Genomic DNA, 21293 nt, shown 5'->3' with positions numbered 1-21293 from the left:
AAGTCATACTCGGGATGCGCGCGTTCGGCGCGCCACACTGGCGGATCGCCTTTCTTCGCGCGATACCTCCGGCGTGGCCACGTTCAGTGCGCCGGTTATTCGCCGGCGGCCGGCGCATCGGGCGCCGCAGCATCGGCCAGGTTGCCGTCGCTCGCATAGCGGATCAGGTCGGCGTCGCGCACGATGCCGAGCTTCTTCATCGCGCTCGTCTTCTGCGAACTGATCGTCTGCTTGCTGCGGTGGAGCTGCGTGGCGATCTCGCCGACCGTATAGCCGGCGCCGAACAGCCGCACCACCTCGATCTCGCGGGTCGTCAGCGGGCGGCTCGTCTCCGACGAGCCGGCCGACTCCAGCAGCTGCTTGATATGCGGCGACAGGTAATTGGCGCCGACGTATGCCGCGTGCACCGCGCCGACGAGGTGAGAAATCGCATCCGACTTGCTCAGGATGCAGCCGACGCCCTGCTTGCGGATCGCATGCAGCACGCTGGGGTTGTCGATCATCGTGATCGTCACGAGCTTCAGCGCCGGGTAGCGACGCTGCAGGAACGACAGCAGCACGAGCCCGTCGCCGAACTTGCCGCCGGGCATCACGTAGTCGACCACCAGCACGTCGCTCGGCTTCTCGTCGAGCGCCGCCACGAGATCGGTCGAATTGGACACGGAGCCGACGAGCCGGATCGTGCTGCTGTCGGCAAGCGCCTGTGACATGCCGATCGCGGCTGCTGGGTGGTCATCGGCCACCATCACACGCACAAAGAATTCATCCATCGTCCCATTTCTCCCCGAGGCTTTTGATCGCGCACTCACCGACAGCCGCAGGATGCGGGCAACCGTTCCGGTTCCGTTCCATCCAGCCGACGGGCCGTCGATTCGACCCGCCACATTCGACCCGTCGGAGAATGCAAGCGCGACTCGATTTTAAGATAAAACGTGGGTAAGACCGTAAGCATTGGCCGACAGGCAGAGGCAGACCGTATGTCGGGTCGCCCTGCGCCATGCCCAGCATGGGCGCGCCGGCCGAACGTGAGCAGGCGTTGCCGATCGGCATGCCCTTCCGGGCCGGCGCCACGCATGTGTACGAGACACGCGCCGACGCATGTAGTGGCTTCCCGGAACGCAGCGCCGGGCTCGTCCCGTCCCGCTCCCTATCCCATCGCAACCACTCGCGCAGCAGCGAGCCTGCCGCGCATCGACCGCTTGCCGGCATCCGGATCGTCGTTATGGTCGGTGGACACCTTCGCCCGATTCGCCCCGTTCCTCGAGCGTCTGCTTCCATTCGGTGATCGCGCGCCGCTTCTGCATCGGCGACATGATCAGGAATTCGTTCATCCTGCCGAGAAAATCCCGTCTGGATTTCTCGGGAAGCGTGGCGAAATCGAGCAACATCACGAAGACTTTCACCATGTAGCGCACGGTCTTCCCCTCTTCTCACCTGATTGATCTACGCCGCCGTAGCCCGTGCGACGCGCTGCCTTCCATCCTTCGGACCTCGTCGGGCCCGCCCACGACCATCGACACGCGTTCATGCCGTGCCACCGTGTGCGAAGTGCGCAACGTCCTGTTCTTGTGTCCCGACTCCCCGCTCCGGCGCACCGTGCCGTCGAGCGATGCCTGCCAGCACGCCGCGCAGGTGCGCGAGCGTCACCGGTTTCGTCAGCACGCAGTCGATTCCCGCGTCCGCATACTGCCGCCGGTCGGCGGGTGCGACATGCGACGTCACGACCACCACGTCACCGCCCATGCCGAGATCGCGCACGGCGTTCGCCAGCGCGCGGACCGACATGTCGGGCAGGCTCGCATCCACCAGCAGCACGTGCCACTCGCCGGTGGCCATCATGTCGAGCGCCGCGTCGGCCGAACCGGCCGTCCGGGCCTCGCAGCCCAGCACATGGAGCTGCTCCTGCATCAGCGTGCTGCTGACCGAATCGATGCCGGCGAGCACCACGCGACATGCACCCGGACGAGCGGTTTCCACGTGCGTGCTCGCCGTTCGCTGCGCGGCAAGGCCTGCGGTGTCGGGTATCGCTTGAGCGAGCGCGGCCTTGAAGCCACCCAGCGCATAACTCGACACGCGTATCGTCCTGCCCGCTCGATACGCTCGCGGCGGGCCGTCCGGCGTGGCAAGCACGACAGGGCAGTCGCTGCCCACGCTGTCGAGCTCCGCGCGCGGCCACGCATCCGACTCGCCGAACAGGACGATCGCGGCAGCCCGCGCATGACGGTCTGCCGGGATCAGCGCCGGGCGCTCGTACGCGTCGACGTCGAAACCCCATGCACGCAGATGCGGTAACGCAAAGCGCTGCCATTCCGTACGCCCGACGACGATCACCCGCGTGCGCACGCCGCGCGCGGAATGCGCGTCGAGCGGCACGACCGCCTCCCCGAGCGGCACCGTCAACGTGAAGCGGCTGCCGGTGCCCGGCACGCTCGCCACGTCGATCCGCCCGCCCATCGCGACCGCGAGGCGATCGCACAGCGCAAGCCCGAGCCCGGTGCCGCCATAGCGGCGCGTGATCGACGCATCGACCTGCGAGAACGCCTTGAACAGCTTGTGACGATCGGCGCCCGCGATGCCGATGCCGGTGTCCTCGACCGCGATCGACAGCTCGGCGTCGCCGCATCCGGCCGACGCAACCGACACGCGCACCAAGACGTGCCCGCTGGCGGTGAACTTGATCGCGTTGCTCAGCAGGTTGCCGAGCACCTGCCCGAGCCGGGTCGGGTCGCCGCGCATCCGCTGCGCATCGCTCGCGTCGATTTCGCAGAACAGCGACAGCCCCTTCGCCCTCGCGACCGGCGCGAACGCACCAAGCGTGCGCTCGATCACACCGATCACGTCGAACTCGATCGCTTCGACGGTCATCGCCCCCGCTTCGATCTTCGAGAAATCGAGGATGTCGCTGACGAGGCCGAGCAGCCCGGAAGCGGCCGCCCGCAGCGTCTGCACGCGACCGTGCTGCGACGCATCCAGCGCGGAGCGGTCGAGCAGTTCGAGATTGCCGAGGATCACGTTGAGCGGCGTGCGGATCTCGTGCGTGATCGCCGCCAGGAACGACGACTTGGCCGCGTTCGCCGAATCGGCCGCGCGCACCGCTTCCTCGAGTTGCTGAACGAGTTGCCGCCGAGCGGTGACGTCGGCGACCGCGACGATCAGCACGTCGATCTCCTGGTAGCGCGCGCCGCTGGCACTCACCTCGAGATGCAGCGGCGCCGCGCCGGCATCCGCATCGGCCAGTACGAAATCCGTCTGCATCGTGCCGCCGGCCGCGCCGCCTTCGACGAACGCGTCGTAGCGCGCCACCGCCTGCGCGGACAGCGCGCGATAGTCGCTGCCGAGCCGCGCAATCATCTCGGCCAGCGCGGGGCTGACGAGCATGAAGTGGCCATCGGCGCGCGAGATCAGGCCGAGCCCGATCGGCGCCGTCTCGATCACGCTGCGGCACAGCGCTTCGCTGTCGAACACGCGTTGCGAACGCGCATAGACGGACGCGAACACCCGGCGATGGAAGCGCACGAGCAAGATCCACATGATCGCGATGGTGAGCAGCGACGCGCCGAGCAGCAGGCTCGCCCGCCACGCGACGTTCGCGACGACGTCCGTCCACGGCAGCGCATACGCCAGCGTCCAGCCCGTTGCGTCGAGGGTGCCGTGGAAAATCACGAAGCCGTCGCGAAACGCAGCCTGCTCGGGCTTCGTGCGATCGCGCGACGCATCGAGCGCGACCAGGCGGCCGGTGCGTGCTGCGTCGCCGGCCACGCCGGGGCTCGCCGCGACGAGGTGGTTGTCGCCGGTCGTCACGAAGAACACGCCGTCGACCGGATGCTCGAGCTGCCACGACAGCAGGTGCTCGGGCGCATATTCGGTGACGAGCACCGCGAATGGTTTGCCGTCGACCTGCGCCTGCGCGGCGAGGCGGATGCGCGCGGCGCCCGACACCGGATCGGTGAACGGCGGCAGCCAGCGCACGTGCGGCCGGCCCGGGGGGCCCACCACCTGCGCCGGGTCGGCGCCGAAATCGATCCGCAGCGCATCCATCACGCGCGCGCGGCCTTCCGGTGTCGCGAGCGCGCCGCCGCCGGCGCCGGAATCCGGCACGAGCCCGAGCAGGCTCGTGCGCGTGCTGTAGTGATAGCCGGCGAGCGTCTGCCCGCGATTGATCGAACTCGCCGCGCAGATGCGCGCCAGCAGCACCGACAACGACAGGTAGCGGGCCACCTCGGCCCGGTCGGCGGGCTGCTCCGATACGCCGAACACGACGGACGGATAAGGCTTGATCGCGGTACGCTCGCCCGCTTCATAGAACGCGTCGACCACGCTGTCGGGCACCGGCCCGGTTTCCCGCCAGATCAGCTGCGCATTGGTCACGCCGTTGCGGAACGACGTCTCGCTCACCTTGATCTCGTTGAGCGTCTGCACCATGCCCGTCAGGAAGTTGTGCCGCTCGCCATCGAGATAGCCGTACACGATCGAACCCATCCCGAGCGCGCAGGCGATCAGGATCAGGATCGTGACGACGATCCCGCCGCCGAACACCGAGATGTTCTGATAGCGGCGAATGGATTGGAGCGGACTGTTTGGCATGTCGCAATGCGACGACGCCGGGGCGCCGGGACGCGTCTGCATCCGGCTCCGGCATCGCGGACGAAAGTGGCCCAGGGAATTGGAATGCCACGATCATGCCAAACGGTTTTCCTAAAATCAGTCCGGAATGAACGGTTTAGTACACGTCCAATATTATTTAATTCTTATTTGGAACTTGAACGAAATCCGCATCCCGATTCGGTCGGTGAGGGTCGGAACGACGTACGTGATCGCCGGGTCTGCGCCGGATGCAAAAAAGCAGGGGAGCGCCGTTCTCCGGCCCTCGCCCCGCTTCGAAAAAATGCCCGGCCGGCGGCTGTCGCAGCCGCGTCGTTCGCTCAGTTCTGCGTGAGCGGATTCAGCGTCGTGCACAGGAAGCCCGTGCAGTTCTTCGGCGTGAAATAGAACGACGCCATCGCGAGCGGCGGCGTGGTGCCGAGCGCCATGTCGCTCAGATACGCGCTGCCCTGCCCGCCGAACGTGTTCGACTGCTGGACGAAGCTCGCGCCGGTCGACTGGATCGCGGCCGACTGGTACGTGAAGGTCGGCGACTGCGTCTGGTCCTTCACGTAGACCCACGAAATCGCCGTGCCGAACGCCATCGCGCCCTTCGCGCGATACCCCTTCGCCCCTTCGCTGTTGGCCTGCGCGATGAAGTCGCTGACGGTCGACGCCGGCGCCAGCGCGTCGTACGTATAGGTCGCGCTCGACGCGTTGTTCTTCATGTAGATGTTCGCCTGCACCGATGCCACCACGATCGGCCCCAGGAACCAGTAGCCCGACTGGCCCTGGCCGTTCGCCTGCGTGAGGAACGCATTCGTGTCGGCCGGCAAGCTGGTCGTCGTGTACGTGTACGTGGCCGACGAGCCGCCGTCCTTGCGATAGAGATCGCCGTACGTGAGCGGCCCTTCGTAGCGGTAGCCGCTCGACCCTTGCGCATTGGCCGTGTTGACGAACGACGTCATGTCGGCTGGGGCGTTCTGCAGCTGGTACGTGTAGGTCTGCGCGGTGCCGTCGTTCACGAAGATCGATTGCGTCCCGCCGTTGCTCGCGCTGTAGTAGTAGTCGCCCAGATAGCGGTAGCCCTTCGCGCCTTCATTGTTGACCAGCGTCAGGAAGCTCGCCTTGTCGGCCGCGACGGGTTGCGCCTCGTAACGCCACGTCAACGTGCCGCCGCCCGAGCCACCGGAACCGCCCGAACCGCCCGAACCACCGCTGCCGCCGCTTCCCGTCCCGCCCGAGCCCGTGCCGCCGGTTCCACCGGTGCCGCCGTTGTTGCTCGTGCCCGATCCACCGGACGCCGCGGGCGAGGAATCGTCGCCGCCGCAAGCGGTCAGCGCCAGACAGGTCAATGCAATCAGAGCAACGGCTTTCATCGGGATCACCTCGGTGCAAAAAGGACGAACGAAGCCGGCACGCGCGGATCACGCCGCGCGCACGGACAGTCAAGCATCACGAATCAGGAATCGGCCGGCGGCGCACCGCCGGCCCGTGGACGTCAGTTGACCTGGAGCTGGCCACCGCGGCCGAGGCCGCCCTTGACGTCCTGCGCCTTGTAGCTGCGCAGCGCGACGACCATCTTGTTCCACGCATCGATGAACGCAACGACCGTCGCCTTGCCTTCCGGCGTCGTCGAGAAACCGGCGAGCCCACCACCTACGCCGCCGCCGAAGCCGCCCAGCGCTGCGCCGTAGTTCGTCGCCGTCGAGCTGCCTTCCGACGCCGCGATCTGCACCGCCGAGCGCACGTCGAACAGCGTCAGCGTCACGACCGACGCCTTCGTCTGCAGATGGCCCGCTACCGCGGCCACCGCGCTGTTGCCGATCAGCCCGCCGATCATGCTGCCGATGCCGCCGATCGGCGAATCGTTGATGACGATCTGCGGTTCCATGTAGTAGTCGGCCGCGACACGCTGGCCCTTCTGCTGCTTCGAGCCCGCGCGGTACTCGCCCGAGTTGCGCTGCAACTGCGTGATGCGCGACAGGCGCGCGTCGCTCTTCTGGTTGCCGATCGACGTGATCACGAAGCAGTTCGACTGCTGCACCGCCAGGCGCAGCAGCGGGTCGATGCTCGTCACCTTGGTCGCGCTGCCGAACGGGCCCCACCAGTCGGCGTTGCGGCCGTCATCGACGGCGATCGTGCCGAGCGGCGACGTGCAGCGCTGCAGCTGTGAATCGGCGCCGGCGCTCGCGCCGCCCGCGGCGGCACCGGTCACGCCCGCGTTCTGGCCGCCGGGCGTCACCACGCCGCCGCAGCCTGCCACGGACGCGCAAAGCGCTGCCACCAGCGCACCTTGAGTGAGACGTTGGGAAAGGTTGGTCTTCATGTTTTTGTCGATCGATTTAGAGTCGTTGTTCGGCTTATGTGTTCGTGCGAACTTCGATAAGCCCCCCGGCTGGCGCGCGATGGTGGTCTCCCCGCTACTGCCCCCGTTGCTTCAGCCCCGGTCAGTAGTACCAGTACGTCTGCTGCCAGACGCCGTAGTACGGATAGCCCGAGTACCAGTAGCCGTAATAGCGATCACGCCATTCCGTGCGCCATTTCCAGTCTTCTTCGTCTTCCTTCTTGGCCTTGCGCGCCAGATCGAGCAGCTTCTTCGACTCCTTGTCGCCGCGGCCGGCCGCGATCGACAGCCACTTCTCCGCTTCGCGCGCATCGGAGCCCATTTCCTCGAGGCCGAACAGGTAGAAACTGCCGAGCGCCTTCTGCGCCTGCAGGTCGCCACGCTCGGCGGCCTCGCGCATCCACTTGAGTGCCTGGTAGCTGTCCTGGCGCACGCCGTCACCGCGGAAATAGCGCAGGCCGAGGTCGTAGGCGGCCTTCGGCTGGGTCTTCGCGGTCTGCTTCAGCGCAGCGATGCGCGGGCTTTCCTGGTCTTCCGAATCGCCCCTCTTTTGATAGGAGACCTGATCTTTAGGACGGTCGGAACAGCCGGTGTCGTCGCAGATCCGCACCGTGTTGCTGGTGAGGGACGGATCCTGCGCGCACGCGGCCAATAGCAACAGCAGCCCCGATGCGATCAAACGGCGGTACATTGTTACTTTCCTCAGGTTTTATTGGCGCCGCAATTCTTCGAGCTATCCCACCCCCGTGAGCTCGCACCCGGCGGCGTGCGGCGCAACGGATACAATCCGCCGACGCCGACACGCACTCCAAGGCTCTCTCAGGTTCTCTCTTCGAATCGTTCCGTCACTGCTTCATTGCTGTCGCTTTTCGTTGTTCCGGCTGTCGCCGGCATCGATCTCCAAACATGACGCGACAAACAATAGTGACGTGGTGAGCAATAATAATGAAGAAAAATGGCATGTCAAGGTCATTCGCTTTTTCAAAGCTTGCATGACGCGTCAGTTTTGATATGCTCACCCTCGCCAAAAACCCCTGGAGACCCCATCGAGATGTCCAACAGCGAGCAGGCCAACGTCGATCTGATCACCGCCAACAAGGTGCGCGACCTACTGAACCGGAACGGGATTCCGCCGCGAAGTCACAACACGACGATCGCGAACGTGCTCGGCCTGAGCTTCTCGGTCGTCACGCGCAAGATGAAAGGCCTGATCCCGTGGAACCTGTCGCAGTTGCAGGACATCGCGACGCACTTCGGCGTGCCGCCCGCGATCCTGCTCGACGACAAGGGCACGCAGCCGCCCGCCGCCGAGATGATCGACGCGACGCTCGTGATCGAGTCGCGGCGCTTTCGCTGCCGCGCGGCGATCTCGACCAAGGCCAGCAGCCAGAGCGAGACGGATTTCGTCGCGCTGCAGTGGCAGGGCGAATGGCTGATCACCGAGCGTCAGCACGCGCGCGAGGGCCGCACGTATCCGGTCGACGTCATCGAGCTGCGCTCGGCCCAGCCGAACGTGTATGCGGCGCGCATCGCCGTGGTCGACGATTCGCAGGATGTCGCCGAAACGGTATGTGAATATTTCATCGAAAAAGGCGTGAACGCGATCCCGTACTTCGACGGCGCGGCATTCCGCAAGGCACTGGAGGTCGAGGATTTCGACGGCTACATCCTCGACTGGATGCTCGGCGACCAGACCGCCGCCGAACTCGTGCGCGGCATCCGCTCGAGCGAGAACAGCGGCGCGCCGATCTTCCTGCTGACCGGCAAGATCTCGACCGGCGAAGCCAGCGAGGACGAAATCGCGCACATCGTGTCGCACTACAACGCGCGCTGCGAGGAAAAGCCGGTGCGCCTGCCGATCCTGTTCGCCGAAGTGGCGCGCGAACTGAAGATCACGCTGCCGGCCGCCACCGCCGCCGCGAACTGAGACTCCAACGACAAATCACCACCGCACGACCGAGGGCAACCCATGCGAATTTCGACCATCTGGACCAAGCACCTGCTGACGGCCTGCCTGCTCGGCATGGCCGCCGCGACCTGGGCCGCTTCGTCGTTCACGTTCACCGTCGACGGCAAGATCGACAAGCACAACCAGCAGGGCAAGACGGCGTACGTGTTTTCCGAGCAGGCGCTGATGGCGCTGCCGCAGCACACGATCGTCACGTCGACGAGCTGGACGCCGAAGGCGGCCTTCACCGGCCCGCGCCTGTCCGACATCCTGAAGACCGTCGGCGCGCACGGCACGCAGATCGAGTTCCGCTGCATCGACGAGTACACGTTCACGATTCCGGTGTCCGACGCCGATCGCTACGGCGTAATCCTCGCACGGACGATGAACGGCAAGGTGCTCGGCAACGACAACTACGGCCCGCTGTGGATCATGTACCCGCGCGACCAGTATCCCGATGAACTGAAGACGCCGCTCGGCGAAGCCAAGTTCGCGTGGCAGATCATCGGCCTGACGGTGAAATGAAACGCCGGCGATGGAAAAATAGAAAAATCATCCTGGTCCTCGGCTCGCTGTGGATCATGGGGTTCGCCGCGTGGGCGTTCCTGTTGTGGGACCTCCTCGCCACCTCGGTCAACGAGGGCGTGCTCGAAGGGCCGCGCGAAGGCGTGTTCTGGACCGCCGCGCAATACCGCAACGTCTATACGCGGTTCGACCGGCAGTTGATCCTCTACACGACGCACCAGGACGACGACTTCAATCACGTGCAGATGCAGCTCGACAGCCTGTCGGTGTCGTTCGGCTTTCTGCAGCGGCCGTCTGAAGTATCCGAATACTGGCTGCGCATCCCGCGCGCGCGCAACGAGATCGACGCGCTCGGCGAATTCATGGCGCGCCTGAAGCGCGAAGTCCCGTTGCTGCGCGATTCGCCGAAAAGCGCGCAGCAGGTCATCGACGAGGTCAATGCGTACTGGCCGAAGGTCAACGGCCTCGCGAACTATTTCCGCGCGATCGAAATGGCGCAGCGCGACTTCACGTTCCATCAGCTGAAGGAGAAGCAGCGTGCGATCCTGATCCTCGGCATCGTGCTCGGCGTGATCCTGTGCGCGCTGTTCCTGCTGCTGTTCTATACGATGCGCACGCGTGACGACCTGCTCGAGCGGCAGGACGCGGCGCTCGACGCGGAACGCAAGGCGTCCGACCGTGCGTTCGAAATGATCGAGGCAAAGAACGCGTTCCTCGGGATGGTCAGCCACGAGTTGCGCACGCCGCTGCAGGCGATCTGCGGATCGGTCGAGATCCTGCTCGCGCGCCCGCAGTCGGAGGCGAACCTGAAGACGATCCGGCGGCTGCAGAATTCCGCGTTGTCGCTCGAGGCGCTCGTCAAGGATCTGACCGACTACATCAAGCTGCGCTCGACGAAGCGCCTCGCCGAACGGGAAACCGTCGGCATGGCGTCGCTGCTCGCCGAGGTGCTCGACCCGTTGCGCGAGAAGATCGCGGCCAAGCGGATCGCGATCGCGCAGCAGGTCGAGCCGCACGACCTCACGATCCGTTCGGATCGCAAGCTGCTGCGCCAGGTGCTGTCGAACCTGATCGAGAACTCGGTCAAGTACACGCTCGGCGGGTCGATCGACGTGTCGATCACGCTCGCCGACGCGCCGGCCGGCCAGCAATTGAAGATCGCCGTGCGCGACACGGGCACCGGCATCGCGAAGTCGCACCTGTCGAAGATCTTCGAGCCGTTCTATCGCGCGAACGACGCGGTCGGGCTGCATGTGGACGGGATCGGCATGGGGCTCGCCGTCGTGCGCGAAATCGTGACGACGCTGCGCGGGCATGTGGACGTGCGCAGCGTCGTGGGCGAAGGCAGCGAGTTCGTCGTGACGCTGCCGGCCGAAGTGCCCGGCATCGACACCGCCGGCCACGCGGCCGGCGACGCGCTCGCGCTACCGCACGCATCCGTGCACCGCGACCGGCGCGCGCTGGTGGTCGACGACGACGACAACGCGCGCGAAACGCTCGGCGCGATGCTGTCTGCGCTCGGCATCGACGCCGATCTGTGCGGCACCGGGCAGGAAGGCGTCGCGCGCTTCGGCACGGGACATTACGACATCGTCGTGATCGATCTCGAGCTGCCGGACTTGAGCGGCTTCGAAGTCGCGCGGCGCATTCGCACGGTCGCGGTACCCGACGACGACGGCCGGCATCCGGCGATCCTCGGCGTCAGCGCATATGAATCGGCGGCGCTGCGCGAGAACAAGCAGGTATTCGACGCATTCCTGCCGAAGCCCGTCCACCTGCGCGAACTCGGCGCGCTCGTCGAGAAGCTGCTCGCCTGAGCCGGTGTGCCGGCGATGCGCCGCTTGTTGCGCTTGTTGCGCTTGTTGCGCTTGTTGCGCTTGTTGCGCTTGTTGCGCTTGTTGCGCTGGTTGCCGCTTGTTGCGCTGGTTGCCGCTTACTCGCCGATCAGGTGCAGCACGATATCGCGGCGGTGCGCCGCGCGGCGATGCTCGAACAGGTAAATCCCCTGCCACGTGCCAAGCACCATGCGCCCCTGCTCGACCGGGATCGACAATTGCACCTGCGTGAGCGCCGTGCGCAGGTGCGCCGGCATGTCGTCGGTGCCTTCGGTGTCGTGCTCGTAGCGCGTGGCGTCCTCGGGTGCGAGCGTCGCGAAGTAACGCTCGATGTCGCGCTGCACCGACGCATCGGCATTCTCCTGGATCAGCAGCGATGCCGAGGTATGGCGACAGAACACGGTGAGCAGGCCGGTACTGATGGCCTGCTGGTCGACGAACGCGCGCACCTGCGACGTGAATTCGACGAGGCCGCTGCCGCGCGTGTCGATGCCGATATGCGTGATCGCCTGTTGCATCGTCGTGACCTCAGGCCAGCGCGGCGAAGCCGTCGGCTTCGATCTGCTTCGCGTCGGCGGGGCGCACGACGCGCGCGACTTCGACACCATCGCGCAGGAACACCAGGGTGGGCCACAGCTTCACGCCGAACGAGCGGCCGAGCGGCCGACCCGGGCCATCCTCGATCTTCAGGTGCCGCACGGCGGGATGCGCGGAAAACGACGCGACGATCGCCGGCTGCGCGCCTGCGCAGATCCCGCACCAGTTCGCGCCGAATTCGATGACGGTCGGGCCGCCCAGTGCGTCGACTTCCGCGCGCGTCGGCGCGTTGGCGGTGTAGCGTTGCTCGGTATCCATCGGACCCTCGTGTGCGTTGGCGGAACAAGGCCGCGCGTGCCCGTGTGACGCGGCGGGCGCGGCCTGCGATCTCCTACTGTAGCGGAAAAGCGCGTGCGATGCCGGGCGCTCCTGTCCGGCGCAAAGGCCGTTCCCGCCCCTGCGGGATGACACGACAAGATTCGGAGCGCGACGCCGTCGCGACAGGATCAGCATGCGGACTGATCCCTCAACGAAGGCACCGATCATGAACGTTCCGCATTGCGTCACCGAACCGAACATCCTCTATTTCGGCACGCCCGTCGTGCTGGTCAGCACGCTGAACGAAGACGGCACGGCCAATCTCGCGCCGATCTCGTCCGCGTTCTGGCTCGGCTGGCGCGGCGTGATCGGCATCGCCGCCAGCTCGCAAACCACCCGCAACCTGCTGCGCACCGGCGAGTGCGTACTGAACCTGCCGTCGTCGGCACAGGCGCACGCGGTCGACCGGATCGCGCGCACGACGGGCACCTACCCGGTGCCGGATGGCAAGCGCGCGAAGGGCTACGTGTACGAACCCGACAAGTTCGGCACGGCCGGGCTCACCGAAGCGGCATCGCAAACCGTCGCGCCGCCGCGTGCGCTCGAATGCCCGGTGCATATGGAAGCGGTCGTCGCGGCCACGCATGGCATCGGTGAAGACGCGCCCGACGTGCGTGGCCACATCCGCGTGTTCGAGTTGCGCATCCAGCGCGTGCACGTGCATCCCGACCTGCTGATGGACGGCCACGCGGACCGCATCGATCCGGACAAGTGGTCGCCGCTGATCATGAGTTTCCAGAAGTTCTACGGCCTTACGCCGCATCAGGTGCATGCATCGCGGCTCGCCGAGATTCCCGAGCGCGCGTATCGCAGCCCGGACATCGAGCGCTCGCGCGATGCGGGCGTGCCGGCCGGCGGCGTGGAGCGCGATGGCAAGCACGTCGGGGCAACGACCGCGTATACCTGAACCGCATCGTTGCCGCCGGACGATAGCGCGGCGCTGGCGTCGCACACGGCCGGCACCCGTTCGCCGGCCGGCGCGCAGAGGCCGATCGGATAAGATACGGCCGGCCATGCTCATTGGCCCCTGACCGAACCGACGGAGTGTTTTCAGTGATTCAACCGACCCAAGTATTCAAGGACAACCTCGCGCAACTGCCGGCCATCGACGGCGTCGCGCGCATCGATCTCGTCGGCACGAACGGCGACGTGGTCGCGACCATCGAGAACCAGCCGGGCAAGCAAGGCTCGCTCGCGGTGTACCACTACCTGAAGCAGGCATTCGGCACGCTCGACGCGAAAGCCGCCGAGCACGGCCTCGCGGTGTTCGCCGAACATACGGCCGACGCACGCAATCGCCCGGGCGCGCATCCGAACGTCGATCGCCTGCTGGCCATCGTCGACGGCGGCGAAGCGCTGCGGATCGACGTCGTCGCGAAGGGTTGAGCCGCCGGCGGCACACACGCCTGCTGCCGGACGGTGCGCGGCCGTGACACGCGGGCGCAAACCCGCGATCATCGCGCCCGTTCCCCTTTCCCCGGAGACCACCCAAGTGTCCCGTTTCGTTGCGTTGCCGTTTGCCCGCGGTCTTGCGTCGAGCGTGTCGATCATGTCGATCGCGGCCGTCGCATGTGCCGCGCTCGGCGGTACGGCATCGGCCGACACGCTGCGTACGACCTCCGATATCGCCGGTGCGTCGCTGGTGCCGCTCGGTGTGCTGCCGCACTCGCCGGAGAACGGTTCGCTGGACTCGTTCTGCACGCAATACCGCGCGAAGACGACCACCGCGGCCGGCCGTGAAGTCGCGAAGCGCGACTGGATCGTGACGTCCGAAGCACCGCTCGGCCGCTACACGGTCGTCACGTTCGCGAGCGGATTCAGTGCCGGCACGAGCGCGATCTGTTTCGCACGCAACGGCAACGTCGGCGTGTTCGACGGCACGACGCTCGTCGCGCTCGGCTACACGGCGCGCAATGCGGGCTGGCAGCTCGGCACGGCCGATCGGCTGGAAAGCGGCGCGCTGCTTATCTGGGGCGGCGACGGCCCGGCGCCACCAGTCGGCGAACTGCGCGAAGAGAACGGCGGCCTGCGCCTGACCCGGGTCGCGGCTGAAAGCACCTACTGCCAGGGCCGCGCGGTCGTGCCCAACGTGTACGGCAAACCGCTCGACGTCGCGCGCCGGATCCTGATCGCGAAAGGCTGGCAACCGCTGCGCCCGCGCGAGAAGCCGGATGCGACGGACGGCGCGGCGACGCTCGCGAAGCACGGCATCATCGAAGCCGAAGCCTGTTCGGGCACCGGCATGGGCTATTGCGCGCTGCGCTACCGGAACGCAGCCGGCGTGCTCGGCGTGACGACGGTCGGCGGCGAGCCGGACAAGCCGTCGGCGAATACCGTGATCGATTATCAGGTGGCCTGCCGCAAGCGTTGAGCAGGGTGGCGATTGCCGACCCCACGCACTCCATGTTGATACAGCGTCGGGCAATAGCGTACGTGCCAAAGGCAGCGCACGCGCGGTGACGATCGGCCTCAACGGCCCGCCAGACCATCGTCCGTTCGTTCGATTGACCGGCCTCGCGCGCCCTCCTAAACTGACCTCCCTTTTACGCGGTATCCACAAAAGGGACTTCCATGATCGACCTCTCCACGCTCGCGCTGTTCTCCGGCGCGTGTCTCGCGCTGACCGCCACGCCGGGCCCCGACATGCTGCTGATCGCGTCCCGCAGCGTGAGCCAGGGCCGGCGCGCAGGTTTCGCGACGCTCGCGGGCATCCAGGCCGGCACTTACTGTCACGCACTGGCGGCCGCACTCGGGCTGTCGCAGCTGTTCGTCGCGGTGCCACTCGCCTATGACGCGGTGCGCTTCGCGGGCGCCGCCTATCTGCTGTATCTCGCGTGGAAGACGTTCCGTTCGGATGCGACCGCACTGTCGCCCGTCGCGTCGCCGCGACGCCACTCGGCCGCGGCGATCTTCCGCCAGGGGCTGACGACGAACCTGCTGAACCCGAAGATGGCGCTGTTCGTGCTCGCGCTGTTTCCGCAGTTCGTGCGGCCCGAACACGGTTCGATCGCCGTGCAGATTCTCGTGCTCGCGACGGTGCTGAACCTGATCGGCCTCGTCGTGAACGGCGCGGTCGTATTGTCCGCGAGCCGGCTGAGCCAGCGGATCGGTGCGCGCCGCCGCCCGTCGAAGCTGCCGCAATATCTGCTCGGGTCGGTGTTCGTGGGGCTGGCGGCGCGGTTGGCGGTGGCGGGGCGGCAGTAGTCGTGAAGCCGTCGGAGAATCACGCTGGTGCAATCGAGTTGATGAGGTTTGATATGGGAACGTATGAAGATCTGCGCAAACGCGCATTGTCCGACCCCGAGTTGCGTGCTGAATACGAACGACTGAACCGCGAGGAGTTTGCGGCGCTCGACGCAATGCTTGCTGCGCGGCGAGCGGCCGGCGTAGCGTCGACCGATGTCGTGGAAGGCACGGAAACGAGCGCGCCCACTGTGGAGTAACACCGGCTCGCGTTCGTGGCGAGCCGGCGTGCACCAACACTCGATACGCCGCTCAAGCAGGCATCGGGCGGTGACAAAAGGCTCGTGATCGCGCTCGCTTGAGTCAGACGCTGTCCGGATCGTCACCTTCGGACACGTTCTCAACGTGCTTGCGCGTATCCGCCACCACCCGCAACGCCCCGCTACCCAGCAAGCTCGCTGGCGTCACCGTGCGGCGGCGCCACGGAATCCGGCCGAAGTACCAGACCCGCCAGAAGCCGAGCGGATGATCGGGATTCCGGCGCAGCAGCATGTCGAAGGTCTCGACGTCGCCGAGCACGATCCGCGTCGCATCGCGCACGACTTCGCGCACGAACCGCGAGCAGAACTGCCGGCGCGACGCAAGATTGAACCCCGTGTCGTAGACCACGCCGATCCGGCGCATCGCCGCGTCAACAAGCCGGCGCCGCTGCGCGGCATCGAGCGGCTGCTTCAGCCGCGCGATCACGCACGCGCCGCGATCGGAGCGCGCAAGAAACCGCGACATCGTCGTGACGCGCGATAGCGGAAACGTGCTCTCCGCAATCAACGGCTCGCCGCCGCGCTCGCCGACGACGATCCCGACGTGATTCGTCCACGAGCGCGTCGCGCTCGCCACTTCGAGAAACGGCCGCACGGTCACGCGGATGAAGACGATGTCGCCGATCTCCGGCTCGATCGGCAACCGCATGTCACGCGGATCGTGTGAACCCACGGAAAAGAGACGCCGCCGGCCCGCTTCGGGCGAACGGATCATGAGCGGCCGGCAGCCGGTATCGACAACCATACGGACCTCGCGCGAGTGGGGATGGCGCGAGCATGTCAGCCGCCGCCGCGCGCCGCATCCGCTTCGTGCGCAAGGGCGGGTATCCGCGCCGCCGGGTGGCGAATTTCGATACCGGGCGCGGACGCCGCGCGGCCTTCAGCGGGTCGCGCCCAGCGCCACGCGCAGCCGCTCCATCAACTGCGTGTAGTACCGCAGCACGTCGTCCTTCGGCACGACATTCGCGGTCGCGAAACGATCCGACCACGCCGGTTTCCATTCATACGCGCCGTGCACGCTGCGATCGCCGTCGGGCGCCTGGACCAGCGAACGGATCCGCGCATCGCGGCCCGGGCCCGTATGCACGTCGAACAGCGCATGGATGTACGTGTGATACGCGTCGTACACGTCGTCGTCGAACAGGTAGCGGTAGATGTGGAACGTGCGGTCGAGGTCGCGCTTCGCGCGGATCACGTCGTCCGGCGAGATGTCCTTCCAGTAGCCGATCCACGTGTAGAAGCACAGCAGCGCATTGAGCTGCGGCGCGACCGCGTCGTACAGCGCGAGCCGCTTCTCGATCAATCGCTGGTTGGTCCACTGCACGAGTTCGAGCCGCTTCAGCCGGCGTGCGACGAGCCAGCCGAGACACGCGACCGACAACGGCGTCAGCACGCCCAGCACGAGCTTGACGATTTCCAGCGAATTCCACGGATTGTTGATTGGCTGCATGAATGGCTCGACAAGAAATAACGCATTCGCGCCGACGCACGACCCGGCGCGCAGCGCCGCCTGCCCGATCACGCCGACATTGACCGTTAGTTGCTTGCGCATCGAACGTCGCGCAATCGCTCGGGCAACCGGTTCGAAGCGGCGTGATTCGTCAGTCTATCGGACGATTGTCACCGAGCCGTGACCGTTCGTCGACCCGTCGTCGTCGCATGGCTGAGCCCTCGCGTCACGCTAGGTCGGGAGCGCCGACGTGAGCTTGACCTTCTGCATCGGGATGTCGGTCTTCACGCTCAGCACACCCGGAATGCGCGTGAGGGTTTCCATCTGGAAGCGCCGGTAATCGTCGATGTCGGCCGCGACGACGCGCAGCAGGAAATCGCAGTCGCCCGCCATCAGGTGGCATTCGACGACTTCCGGCATCTGCTGGACGGCCTCCGCGAAGCGGTTCACCGATTCCGCGTCCTGCCCCTTCAGCCACACGCGCGTGAAGATCGTCAGCCCCTTGCCGACTTTCGCGGGATTCAGCACGGCCACGTATTTTTCGATCACGCCGGCTTCCTCGAGGAGGCGCACGCGCCGCAGGCACGGCGACGGCGACAGCCCGACCTCGTGCGCGAGCTCCACGTTCTGCATGCGGCCGTCGCGCTGGAGCGCGCTCAGGATCCGGCGGTCGATGGCGTCAAGTTTCATTGGCATCCGATTCCAAAAAATTTTCAAATCACGCGTTCAATGCCAAATTCTGAGAAAAATCTGGCCACAACGCAACCCGATTCGAGTCAAAAAAGCAGACAATTCCTCCCCCGAAGGAGGAGTAATGAGCAGTAGCGTTTCAACGTCGTCAGGGCTTCGCGACAAGCCCGCCTATGTCGCCGAGATGGGTCGCGGTTTGCGCGCGGCGCTGCCCGTCATGCTGGGTTTCGTGCCGTTCGCGCTCGTGCTGGGCGCGCAGGCCGCGCAGAAAGGGCTGAGCCTGTTCGAAGTGCCGATGATGACCGGCATGAACTTCGGCGGCGGCTCCGAATTCGCGGCGATCCATCTGTGGTCATCGCCGCCGCACATCGCCCTGATCGTCGCGATGTCGTTCCTCGTGAATTCGCGCCACATCCTGATGGGCGCCGCATTCGAGCCGTATATCCGCCGCCTGCCGCGCCGCCGCGCGTTCTTCGCGCTGTTCTTCATGTGCGACGAAAGCTGGGCGATGTCGCTCGCCGATGCCCGGGCGCGCTCGGCCACGCACATCAGCGTGCCCTATTACGCGGGCATCTGCATGGGGCTCTACCTGACGTGGATCTCGATGACCACGCTCGGCGCGGCGATCGGCCCGACGATCGGCAACGTCGAGCAGTACGGCTTCGACATGGCGTTCACGGCCGTGTTTCTGGTGCTGCTGCGCGGGATGTGGAAAGGGATGCGCGCGAGCCGCCCGTGGTTCGTGAGCCTCGTGGTCGCTGCCGCCACGCACCTGGCCGTGCCCGGCGCATGGTACGTCGCGGCCGGCGCCTGCGCGGGGCTGATCGCCGCGCTGCTGTGGGAGCCGCGCGATGCCTGATTTCCCGGATTTCAGCACGGTCGCGACGATCGTGCTGATGGCGTCGACCACCTATCTGTCGCGCATCCTCGGCTACGTGCTGCTGCGCAACCGCACGCTGAGCCCGCGGATGGCATCGGTGATGGAGAACGTGCCCGGCTGCGTGCTGATCTCGGTGATCGCGCCGGCCTTCGTGTCGACGCGCCCGGCCGACCTGCTCGCGCTGGCCATCACGCTGATCGCGGCGACGCGCCTGTCGATCCTGCCGACCGTCATCGTCGGCGTCGTGTCGGCCGGCCTGCTGCGGCACCTGCTCGGCTGAGCGGTTCCGACCCGCCGCGCACACCGCGGCACGGCCACCACGAACGGGCGCGCAGTGCGCCCGTTTTCACATCCGCGCCCATCGCGCGACACGACGATCCTCACGCGGGAATGCTAGCCTTGAGGCTTGCGCCACGCTGCATTCCCCTCTCATCGTCCAACTCCGCGAGGATCGTCCCGATGCAAGAAACCCGCCCGCTGTTCGACCGCGTCCTGCTCACCAACGACGACGGCATCGACGCCCCCGGCCTTGACGTGCTCGAACACGTCGCCACGCAACTGGCACGCGAAGTGTGGATCGTCGCGCCGGCGGAAGATCAGAGCGGCACGTCGCACTCGCTGAGCCTGCACGAACCGCTGCGCGTGCATCGCAAGGGGGAACGCCGCTTCGCGGTGCGCGGCACGCCCGGCGATTGCGTCGCCATCGCCACCAGCCACCTGATGAAGGACGCACGGCCCGACATCGTGCTGTCCGGCGTGAATCGCGGCGGGAACCTCGGCACCGAAACGGTGTTTTCCGGCACGGTGGGCGCCGCGATGACGAGCATGCTGGTCGGCGTGCCGGCCATCGCGCTGAGCCAGGCCTTCACCGATCGCAACGCGGTGCCGTGGGACACGGCACGCGCGCTTGCGCCGGACGTCATTCGCCGGCTCGTGGCCGCCGGCTGGGACAGCGACGCGTGCCTGAACGTGAATTTCCCGCCGCGGCCCGCGCAGGATGTGCGCGGCCTGAAGGTGACGAACCAGGGTGCCGGCACGCTGCAGGGCGTCGAGATCGTGTCGGGGCGCGACCCGCGCGACTTCGAGTATCACTGGCTGAAGCTCTCCCGCGCACCGCGCGACGACGATGCGGATTCGGAAACGGTTGCACTTGCCGAAGGGTATGTCGCCGTCACGCCGCTGAAATTCGAGCGCACGCACGATCAGGCACTCGCACAACTGCGGTCGCGGCTCGGCTGATCGCGTCGCTCGGCAAGTTAGCGGTCGCGGTAGTTGTGCGTCTGACACCTGCGCGCGGGTGCGCGGCCGCATACGCCTTCGGTACTTCGGTACTTCGGTACTTCGGTACTTCGGTACTTCGGCACTTCGGCACTTCGGCACTTCGGCACTTCGGCACTTCGGCGCTTCGATGCTTCGGCGCTTCGGCGCTTCGGCGCTTCGGCGCTTCGGCGCTTCGGCACTTCGGCACTTCGGCACTTCGGCACTTCGGCACTTCGGCACTTCGGCACTTCGGCACTTCGGCACTTCGGCGCTTCGGCGCTTCGGCGCTTCGGTGCTTCGGTGCTTCGGTGTTTCGGTGTTTCGGCGCTTCGATGCGTCACCGACTCTCGCCTCACGTCAGATTCATTCCCCCGTCGAGCATCACGATCTCGCCCGTCACATAGTCGGACGCGACGAGCATCGCGACCGTCTGCGCGATGTCGTCCGGCGTCGCCGCACGGCGCATCGGCGCGCGCTCGCGCCAGAGCTGCTGCGCGTCCGTCCAGTCGGCCGTAAGCGGCGTATCGACGAGCCCCGGCGCGACCGCATTGACGCGAATCGCCGGCGCGAGCGTTTTCGCGAGCAGCCGCGTCGTGTGATTGAGCGCGGCCTTCGCCGCCGCATACGGAATCGACGCACCTTTCGGCCGCACGCCCGCATGCGAGCTGACGTTCACCACGCACCCGGCCCGCCCGTGCGATGCCGCCTCGCGCAGCGCAGCCTCCGCTTCTGCGACGAGCCGGAACGGCGCGATCACATTGATCTCGTGCATCTCGTGCCACACGTCGGGCGTCGCCGCAGCGAGATCGTCATGCGCAATCACGCGGCTCACGCCCGCGTTGTTGACGAGCACGTCGAGCCGCCCGTGTACGGCTAGTGCGTCGCGGATCAGCCGCACGCGTTCCGCATCGTTCGCGAGATCGGCCTGCACATACGCTCCGCCGAGTTCGCGCGCCATCGCACGTCCCTCGTCGGCCGAGCGGCGCGAATGCAGGATCACCGCGTAGCCGTCCGCCGCCAGGCGGCGCGCGATCGCCGCGCCGATCCCCGACGTCGATCCGGTGACGAGCGCGACCGGCCGATGCACGCGCGACGCGCGCGGCTCGGCGACGGTTTCGGTTTCAGGTTCCATTTCGGAAATCGGGGCAGACATCGGCGGGAGCGGCGCGTCCATATCGGGGAACCCTGTCAGTGGCGTTCCCGCATCATAAGCGCGACGACGCCCCATGACACGAACGTGACGGCAACCGCCATCGGGATTGAATCGGTCAAGCCGAAGCGGTCGGCCGTCAGTGCCGGATCCGTTCGATGCCGAGCCGGAGCGGCATGAGCGACCTGCCGGCCGGGACGGAGACCATC

General features: G+C 66.6%; 23 protein-coding genes. 11 read left to right on the top strand and 12 right to left on the bottom strand.

The genetic code is table 11. From position 1 onward, the window contains the following. Nucleotides 1-95: 95 nt before the first annotated feature. From CFB39_RS18840 to CFB39_RS18815, 6 genes are all read right to left on the bottom strand, one after another. Nucleotides 96-770: a response regulator gene (locus tag CFB39_RS18840; protein ID WP_089473969.1), complete on the bottom strand. Its 675-nt coding sequence runs from the start codon at nt 768-770 to the stop codon at nt 96-98. A 450-nt stretch (nt 771-1220) separates the two neighbouring features. Continuing rightward, complete coding sequence (locus CFB39_RS18835; protein ID WP_179257699.1) at nt 1221-1406, bottom strand: hypothetical protein; 186 nt, start codon at nt 1404-1406, stop codon at nt 1221-1223. A 118-nt stretch (nt 1407-1524) separates the two neighbouring features. Next, complete coding sequence (locus CFB39_RS18830; RefSeq protein ID WP_256991419.1) at nt 1525-4584, bottom strand: ATP-binding protein; 3060 nt, start codon at nt 4582-4584, stop codon at nt 1525-1527. A gap of 338 nt (nt 4585-4922) precedes the next feature. After that, the gene (locus CFB39_RS18825; protein ID WP_089473966.1) at nt 4923-5960 is read right to left on the bottom strand and encodes a hypothetical protein; all 1038 of its coding nucleotides are present in this window, start codon (nt 5958-5960) and stop codon (nt 4923-4925) included. A gap of 122 nt (nt 5961-6082) precedes the next feature. Then, nucleotides 6083-6910 (bottom strand): hypothetical protein, encoded by an 828-nt coding sequence (locus CFB39_RS18820; RefSeq protein WP_089457441.1) that lies wholly within the window; start codon nt 6908-6910, stop codon nt 6083-6085. Between the two features lie 121 nt (nt 6911-7031). Further along, nucleotides 7032-7619, bottom strand: a complete 588-nt coding sequence (locus CFB39_RS18815) for a tetratricopeptide repeat protein (RefSeq protein WP_089473965.1) — start codon at nt 7617-7619, stop codon at nt 7032-7034. A 360-nt stretch (nt 7620-7979) separates the two neighbouring features. Here CFB39_RS18815 and CFB39_RS18810 point away from each other — a divergent pair, with 360 nt between their 5' ends. The 3 genes from CFB39_RS18810 to atsR are packed head-to-tail and all read left to right on the top strand — an operon-like array spanning nt 7980 to nt 11218. After that, nucleotides 7980-8855, top strand: a complete 876-nt coding sequence (locus tag CFB39_RS18810; RefSeq protein ID WP_089473964.1) for a helix-turn-helix domain-containing protein — start codon at nt 7980-7982, stop codon at nt 8853-8855. A gap of 42 nt (nt 8856-8897) precedes the next feature. Beyond that, the gene (locus tag CFB39_RS18805; RefSeq protein WP_089457438.1) at nt 8898-9401 is read left to right on the top strand and encodes a molybdopterin-dependent oxidoreductase; all 504 of its coding nucleotides are present in this window, start codon (nt 8898-8900) and stop codon (nt 9399-9401) included. Next, complete coding sequence (gene atsR / locus CFB39_RS18800; protein ID WP_089473963.1) at nt 9398-11218, top strand: hybrid sensor histidine kinase/response regulator AtsR; 1821 nt, start codon at nt 9398-9400, stop codon at nt 11216-11218. Before CFB39_RS18805 ends, atsR begins: the two co-directional genes overlap by 4 nt. Before the next feature lie 116 nt (nt 11219-11334). Here atsR and CFB39_RS18795 read toward each other — a convergent pair whose 3' ends face one another. Both CFB39_RS18795 and CFB39_RS18790 read right to left on the bottom strand, forming a co-directional pair. Then, complete coding sequence (locus CFB39_RS18795; RefSeq protein ID WP_089428528.1) at nt 11335-11754, bottom strand: secondary thiamine-phosphate synthase enzyme YjbQ; 420 nt, start codon at nt 11752-11754, stop codon at nt 11335-11337. A gap of 10 nt (nt 11755-11764) precedes the next feature. Further along, nucleotides 11765-12091 (bottom strand): thioredoxin family protein, encoded by a 327-nt coding sequence (locus tag CFB39_RS18790; protein ID WP_039369742.1) that lies wholly within the window; start codon nt 12089-12091, stop codon nt 11765-11767. 226 nt (nt 12092-12317) lie between these two features. On the opposite strand from CFB39_RS18790, the gene CFB39_RS18785 reads away from it, so the two are divergent. The 5 genes from CFB39_RS18785 to CFB39_RS40865 all read left to right on the top strand — a co-directional run bounded on the left by CFB39_RS18785 (nt 12318) and on the right by CFB39_RS40865 (nt 15594). Continuing rightward, nucleotides 12318-13058, top strand: a complete 741-nt coding sequence (locus tag CFB39_RS18785) for a flavin reductase family protein (RefSeq protein ID WP_089473962.1) — start codon at nt 12318-12320, stop codon at nt 13056-13058. Nucleotides 13059-13204: 146 nt separating this feature from the next. Continuing rightward, complete coding sequence (locus CFB39_RS18780; RefSeq protein WP_089473961.1) at nt 13205-13537, top strand: DUF2322 family protein; 333 nt, start codon at nt 13205-13207, stop codon at nt 13535-13537. A gap of 163 nt (nt 13538-13700) precedes the next feature. After that, nucleotides 13701-14522 carry a hypothetical protein gene (locus tag CFB39_RS18775; protein ID WP_089475592.1) on the top strand — a complete coding sequence of 274 codons (822 nt, stop codon included), beginning with the start codon at nt 13701-13703 and terminating at the stop codon, nt 14520-14522. Nucleotides 14523-14722: 200 nt separating this feature from the next. Further along, entirely contained in the window at nt 14723-15355 is a 633-nt protein-coding gene (locus CFB39_RS18770; RefSeq protein WP_089473960.1) for a LysE family translocator, read from the top strand. Between the two features lie 53 nt (nt 15356-15408). Then, nucleotides 15409-15594, top strand: a complete 186-nt coding sequence (locus CFB39_RS40865; RefSeq protein WP_256991418.1) for a hypothetical protein — start codon at nt 15409-15411, stop codon at nt 15592-15594. Between the two features lie 103 nt (nt 15595-15697). Here CFB39_RS40865 and CFB39_RS18760 read toward each other — a convergent pair whose 3' ends face one another. The 3 genes from CFB39_RS18760 to CFB39_RS18750 form a co-directional block, all read right to left on the bottom strand. Next, entirely contained in the window at nt 15698-16399 is a 702-nt protein-coding gene (locus CFB39_RS18760) for a YebB family permuted papain-like enzyme (protein WP_089473959.1), read from the bottom strand. A 135-nt stretch (nt 16400-16534) separates the two neighbouring features. Further along, the gene (locus CFB39_RS18755) at nt 16535-17104 is read right to left on the bottom strand and encodes a hypothetical protein (protein ID WP_089475591.1); all 570 of its coding nucleotides are present in this window, start codon (nt 17102-17104) and stop codon (nt 16535-16537) included. Nucleotides 17105-17335: 231 nt separating this feature from the next. Then, nucleotides 17336-17794, bottom strand: coding sequence for an Lrp/AsnC family transcriptional regulator (locus CFB39_RS18750; RefSeq protein WP_012365188.1), 459 nt, complete (start codon nt 17792-17794; stop codon nt 17336-17338). Nucleotides 17795-17918: 124 nt separating this feature from the next. Here CFB39_RS18750 and CFB39_RS18745 point away from each other — a divergent pair, with 124 nt between their 5' ends. From CFB39_RS18745 to surE, 3 genes are all read left to right on the top strand, one after another. Then, nucleotides 17919-18653, top strand: a complete 735-nt coding sequence (locus CFB39_RS18745; protein WP_089473958.1) for an AzlC family ABC transporter permease — start codon at nt 17919-17921, stop codon at nt 18651-18653. Further along, on the top strand, nt 18646-18954 hold the full coding sequence (locus tag CFB39_RS18740; protein WP_011356491.1) for an AzlD family protein: 309 nt from the start codon (nt 18646-18648) through the stop codon (nt 18952-18954). Before CFB39_RS18745 ends, CFB39_RS18740 begins: the two co-directional genes overlap by 8 nt. A gap of 179 nt (nt 18955-19133) precedes the next feature. Further along, the gene (surE, locus tag CFB39_RS18735; RefSeq protein ID WP_089473957.1) at nt 19134-19913 is read left to right on the top strand and encodes a 5'/3'-nucleotidase SurE; all 780 of its coding nucleotides are present in this window, start codon (nt 19134-19136) and stop codon (nt 19911-19913) included. A 373-nt stretch (nt 19914-20286) separates the two neighbouring features. Here the strand turns inward: surE and CFB39_RS18725 are convergent, their stop codons facing one another. After that, nucleotides 20287-21108 carry an SDR family NAD(P)-dependent oxidoreductase gene (locus CFB39_RS18725; protein ID WP_089473956.1) on the bottom strand — a complete coding sequence of 274 codons (822 nt, stop codon included), beginning with the start codon at nt 21106-21108 and terminating at the stop codon, nt 20287-20289. Nucleotides 21109-21293 lie beyond the last annotated feature (185 nt).

Origin of the sequence: Burkholderia sp. AU6039 (genome assembly GCF_002223365.1) — a bacterium.
Lineage (GTDB): Bacteria > Pseudomonadota > Gammaproteobacteria > Burkholderiales > Burkholderiaceae > Burkholderia.
This window is presented reverse-complemented; position numbering and strand designations above follow the sequence as displayed.

Bases quoted from the DNA above. Each gene is read 5' to 3' on its own strand.
- CFB39_RS18795 (WP_089428528.1), bottom strand. From the start codon at position 11,754: ATGCAACAGGCGATCACGCATATCGGCATCGACACGCGCGGCAGCGGC.
- CFB39_RS18725 (WP_089473956.1), bottom strand. From the start codon at position 21,108: ATGGACGCGCCGCTCCCGCCGATGTCTGCCCCGATTTCCGAAATGGAA.
- atsR (WP_089473963.1), top strand. From the start codon at position 9,398: ATGAAACGCCGGCGATGGAAAAATAGAAAAATCATCCTGGTCCTCGGC.
- CFB39_RS18805 (WP_089457438.1), top strand. From the start codon at position 8,898: ATGCGAATTTCGACCATCTGGACCAAGCACCTGCTGACGGCCTGCCTG.
- CFB39_RS18840 (WP_089473969.1), bottom strand. From the start codon at position 770: ATGGATGAATTCTTTGTGCGTGTGATGGTGGCCGATGACCACCCAGCA.
- CFB39_RS40865 (WP_256991418.1), top strand. From the start codon at position 15,409: ATGGGAACGTATGAAGATCTGCGCAAACGCGCATTGTCCGACCCCGAG.
- CFB39_RS18785 (WP_089473962.1), top strand. From the start codon at position 12,318: ATGAACGTTCCGCATTGCGTCACCGAACCGAACATCCTCTATTTCGGC.
- CFB39_RS18750 (WP_012365188.1), bottom strand. From the start codon at position 17,794: ATGAAACTTGACGCCATCGACCGCCGGATCCTGAGCGCGCTCCAGCGC.
- CFB39_RS18835 (WP_179257699.1), bottom strand. From the start codon at position 1,406: ATGGTGAAAGTCTTCGTGATGTTGCTCGATTTCGCCACGCTTCCCGAG.
- CFB39_RS18830 (WP_256991419.1), bottom strand. From the start codon at position 4,584: ATGCCAAACAGTCCGCTCCAATCCATTCGCCGCTATCAGAACATCTCG.
- CFB39_RS18775 (WP_089475592.1), top strand. From the start codon at position 13,701: ATGTCGATCGCGGCCGTCGCATGTGCCGCGCTCGGCGGTACGGCATCG.
- CFB39_RS18810 (WP_089473964.1), top strand. From the start codon at position 7,980: ATGTCCAACAGCGAGCAGGCCAACGTCGATCTGATCACCGCCAACAAG.
- CFB39_RS18740 (WP_011356491.1), top strand. From the start codon at position 18,646: ATGCCTGATTTCCCGGATTTCAGCACGGTCGCGACGATCGTGCTGATG.
- CFB39_RS18815 (WP_089473965.1), bottom strand. From the start codon at position 7,619: ATGTACCGCCGTTTGATCGCATCGGGGCTGCTGTTGCTATTGGCCGCG.
- surE (WP_089473957.1), top strand. From the start codon at position 19,134: ATGCAAGAAACCCGCCCGCTGTTCGACCGCGTCCTGCTCACCAACGAC.
- CFB39_RS18770 (WP_089473960.1), top strand. From the start codon at position 14,723: ATGATCGACCTCTCCACGCTCGCGCTGTTCTCCGGCGCGTGTCTCGCG.
- CFB39_RS18760 (WP_089473959.1), bottom strand. From the start codon at position 16,399: ATGGTTGTCGATACCGGCTGCCGGCCGCTCATGATCCGTTCGCCCGAA.
- CFB39_RS18820 (WP_089457441.1), bottom strand. From the start codon at position 6,910: ATGAAGACCAACCTTTCCCAACGTCTCACTCAAGGTGCGCTGGTGGCA.
- CFB39_RS18825 (WP_089473966.1), bottom strand. From the start codon at position 5,960: ATGAAAGCCGTTGCTCTGATTGCATTGACCTGTCTGGCGCTGACCGCT.
- CFB39_RS18745 (WP_089473958.1), top strand. From the start codon at position 17,919: ATGAGCAGTAGCGTTTCAACGTCGTCAGGGCTTCGCGACAAGCCCGCC.
- CFB39_RS18755 (WP_089475591.1), bottom strand. From the start codon at position 17,104: ATGCAGCCAATCAACAATCCGTGGAATTCGCTGGAAATCGTCAAGCTC.
- CFB39_RS18790 (WP_039369742.1), bottom strand. From the start codon at position 12,091: ATGGATACCGAGCAACGCTACACCGCCAACGCGCCGACGCGCGCGGAA.